Genomic DNA, 3,377 nt, shown 5'->3' on the forward strand with positions numbered 1-3,377 from the left:
GGGGCGGGTGGGGCGTGGTCACGCAGCCGGTGAGAGCCGAGACGGCCACGGTGACCAGGAGCGTTGCGGTGGTGGTCGGTCGATGCACGCGCGCAACTCTGCTGTGTCCGTGACGCTTTGGGGAGAGTGCGGACGAATGATGCCCCCACATGGGTGACGCCTGCGGCCCCCGGACGACGCCACGCGCCGTACCTCGGAGGAAGCGCGGCCTTCGGCCCCGGCTCCCCGGACCTCCCGCCGCTCCGGCTTTTGCTTCTCCGGCCGCTCGCCCCGGCCCCCCGGTCAGTACCCGGTGGCCCCGTCGATGCGCTCCCGGAGCAGGTCCGCGTGACCGTTGTGCCGCGCGTACTCCTCGATCATGTGGGTGTAGAGCCACCGCAGGCTCGGTGTCTCGCCCGACCGCGGGTGCACGGCCTTGGCGACATCGTCCAGGGCGAAGGCCCCGGCGTTGCGGCGGGCGATCGCGATCTCCGCCTGCCAGGTGCCGTACGCCTCCTCCCAGGTGTCCGCCTCGGTCGGATGAAACTCCCCGTCCGGGTCCGCCTCGCTGAAGTAGATCGGCCCTTGGTCGTCGTCCACGAGCACCTTGCGGAACCAGATGCGCTCGACCTCCGCCATGTGCCGTACGAGTCCGAGGAGGGAGAGCTGCGAGGGCGGCACCGAGGCGGTTCGCACCTGGTCGTCGTCCAGGCCCTCGCACTTGAGCGCGAGCGTCTCCCGGTGGTAGTCGAGCCAGCCCTCCAGCATGGTCCGTTCGTCGGCGGTGACGGTGGGTTCGGTGCGTAGGTCGGTCATGCCGGCCATCCTCGCAGCCCCCGTATGCTGCCGACGAGGCATTTCGACGGCACACCGTGGACGGGAGACCCCTGTGAAGGTCGGCTGCATCGGGCTCGGCGACATCGCGCGGAAGGCGTATCTGCCGGTGCTCGGCACCCAACCGGGGCTCGAACTCCATCTGCAGACACGGACGCCCGCCACCCTCACCCGCGTCGCCGACAGCCTCCACGTCCCGCCCGGCCGGCGGCACACCGACCTCGACGGGCTGCTGGCCCAGGACCTCGACGCGGCCTTCGTGCACGCGCCCACCGCGGCCCACCCCGAGATCGTGGCCCGTCTGCTGGAGGCGGGTGTGCCGACGTACGTCGACAAGCCCCTCGCGTACGAACTCGCCGACTCGGAACGGCTCGTGCGGCTCGCGGAGGAGCGCGGCGTCGGGCTCGCCGTGGGGTTCAACCGGCGGTTCGCGCCCGGGTACGCGCAGTGCGCCGACCACCCGCGCGAGCTGATCCTCATGCAGAAGAACCGCATCGGTCTGCCCGAGCTGCCGCGCACGCTGGTCCTGGACGACTTCATCCACGTCGTGGACACCCTGCGGTTCCTGGTGCCGGGCGAGATCGAGGACGTGACCGTACGGGCCCGGACCGAGGACGGACTGCTGCACCACGTCGTGCTCCAGCTCTCCGGCGACGGTTTCACCGCACTCGGTGTCATGAACCGGCTCAGCGGCTCGGCGGAGGAGATCCTGGAGGTCTCAGGACAGGACACCAAGAGACAGGTCGTGAACCTCTCCGAGGTCGTCGACCACAAGGGACAGCCGTCGATCAGGCGGCGGGGCGACTGGGTGCCGGTGGCCCGGCAGCGCGGCATCGAGCAGGCCGTGCTCGCCTTCCTCGACGCGGTGCGCGCGGGCAGGGTGCTCAGCGCGCGGGACGCGCTGGCGACCCATGAGCTGTGTGAGCGGGTGGTGCGGGCCGTGGAGGACCGCTCCGCCGCCTGAGCCGTACGGCCCGTACGCCCTCGAAGGCGCCCCAGGCGAGCAGGGTCAGCAGCGCCGCGTCCACCGGCCAGTCCCCGAAGCGGACATAGGGTGTCGTGCCGCCGGCCAGCGGCACGTCGTACACCGCCGTCGTGCTCTCGTCCGTGCCGAGCCGGGGGCCGACCGGCCCGCCGTCCGGGCCGTACACCGCAGAGACGCCGGTCAGGGTCGCGTGGGCCATCGGGCGGCCGGTCTCGGCGGCCCGCAGTGCCGCCAGTGAGGCGTGCTGCTCGGGGGCCCAGCTCTGCTGGAACGTCGAGGTCGCCGACTGCGCGAGCAGCAACTCGGCGCCGTCCCGGGCGAGATGACGGCTCATGTCGGGGAACGCGGACTCGAAGCAGACCATCGGGCCGATCCGCAGCCCCTTGCCGGAGTCGAACACGACCTGCTCGGTGCCACGCCTGCGGTCCTCGCCGGCCGCCTCGCCGACGGAGGTGGCCCAGCCGAGCAGCGAGCGCAAGGGTATGTATTCGCCGAAGGGGACCAGACGCATCTTGTCGTAGCGGTCGCCGGTCGGGCCGTCGGGCCCCACGAGCACGGAACTCTTGTAGATGCCAGGGCGGTCGGAGCGGCGGGCGTCCACGTTCACCAGGATGTTCGTGTCCGTCTCGCGGGCCAGCACGGCGATCCGGTCGGAGAGATCGGGGCGGTCGGCGAGGTCGTGTCCGACGCTGCTCTCGCCCCACACGATCAGGTCGAGCTCCCGCCCGGCGAGGCGTCGGGTGAGTGCCTCCTCACGGTCGAACCGGTTGTCGGGGCCGTCGGTCACCCCGGGCTGCACGACGGCGATCCGCGCCTCGTCCCGGACGTCGGGGCGCGGCGACCACAGCCACACCGCAGAGGTCGCGGTGGCCGTCGCCACCAGGCCGGCGAGCGCCGGCGTCCGCGACCGGCGTACGGCGACCAGCACGGTGACCGCCACGTTGACGGCCACCACCAGGAAGCTGATCAGCCAGACCCCGCCGACCGAGGCCAGTCGCAGCGCGGGCTCCACCTCCCACTGGCTGGACCCCAGCAGACCCCACGGCCCGCCGAGGCCCTGCCAGGAGCGGACGAGTTCGATCACGAGCCAGCCCGACGGAACGACGAGCAGCGCGGCGGCGACCCGGCCCTGCGACGGCGTCCCGGCCAGGAACCGGCGCACCAGCCAGGCCCAGGGCGCCCACAGCGCGCCCAGCAGGCCGGCGATGACGAAGGTGAACACATGGAGGTTCGGCAGCAGCCAGTGGTGCATGGCCAGCATGAACGCGCATCCGCCCAGCCAGCCGTCGTACAGCGCCCGGCGGCCGGTCGGGGCGGTGCGGACGATGAGCATCCACGGCACCAGCGCCCCGTACGCGAACCACCACAGGCCCGGTGCCGGGAACGCGAGCACGGGCAGGGCGCCGGCCACGACGAGCGCCGCGCGCCGCCGCCACGGGGAGGCCGTCCGGTCCGCCGTGCGCCGCCGCCACGGGGAGGCCACCCAGTCCGCCGCCGTTCGCATCCAGCGCCTCCCTCCCCACCGGTGAGTCCTTCCAGTGTGCGCGCCGGAGACGATCTCCGACAGAGGGCCTGGGAG

Annotated in this window: 3 protein-coding genes; 1 reads left to right on the plus strand and 2 read right to left on the minus strand. The window is 72.6% G+C overall.

The features are described from left to right. Positions 1-282: 282 nt before the first annotated feature. Positions 283-795 carry a DinB family protein gene (locus tag P1P70_RS42310; protein WP_319247481.1) on the minus strand — a complete coding sequence of 171 codons (513 nt, stop codon included), beginning with the start codon at positions 793-795 and terminating at the stop codon, positions 283-285. Positions 796-868: 73 nt separating this feature from the next. Here P1P70_RS42310 and P1P70_RS42315 point away from each other — a divergent pair, with 73 nt between their 5' ends. Beyond that, the gene (locus P1P70_RS42315) at positions 869-1,777 is read left to right on the plus strand and encodes a Gfo/Idh/MocA family oxidoreductase (protein ID WP_319247483.1); all 909 of its coding nucleotides are present in this window, start codon (positions 869-871) and stop codon (positions 1,775-1,777) included. On the opposite strand, the gene lnt is transcribed toward P1P70_RS42315, so the two are convergent. Next, a complete protein-coding gene (gene lnt / locus P1P70_RS42320; RefSeq protein WP_319247485.1) occupies positions 1,698-3,302 on the minus strand; it encodes an apolipoprotein N-acyltransferase in 1,605 nt (534 codons plus the stop codon). The two genes, P1P70_RS42315 and lnt, sit on opposite strands and share 80 nt — an antisense overlap. Positions 3,303-3,377 lie beyond the last annotated feature (75 nt).

The sequence above is a fragment of the Streptomyces sp. MB09-02B genome (assembly GCF_033794485.1).
Lineage (GTDB): Bacteria > Actinomycetota > Actinomycetes > Streptomycetales > Streptomycetaceae > Streptomyces.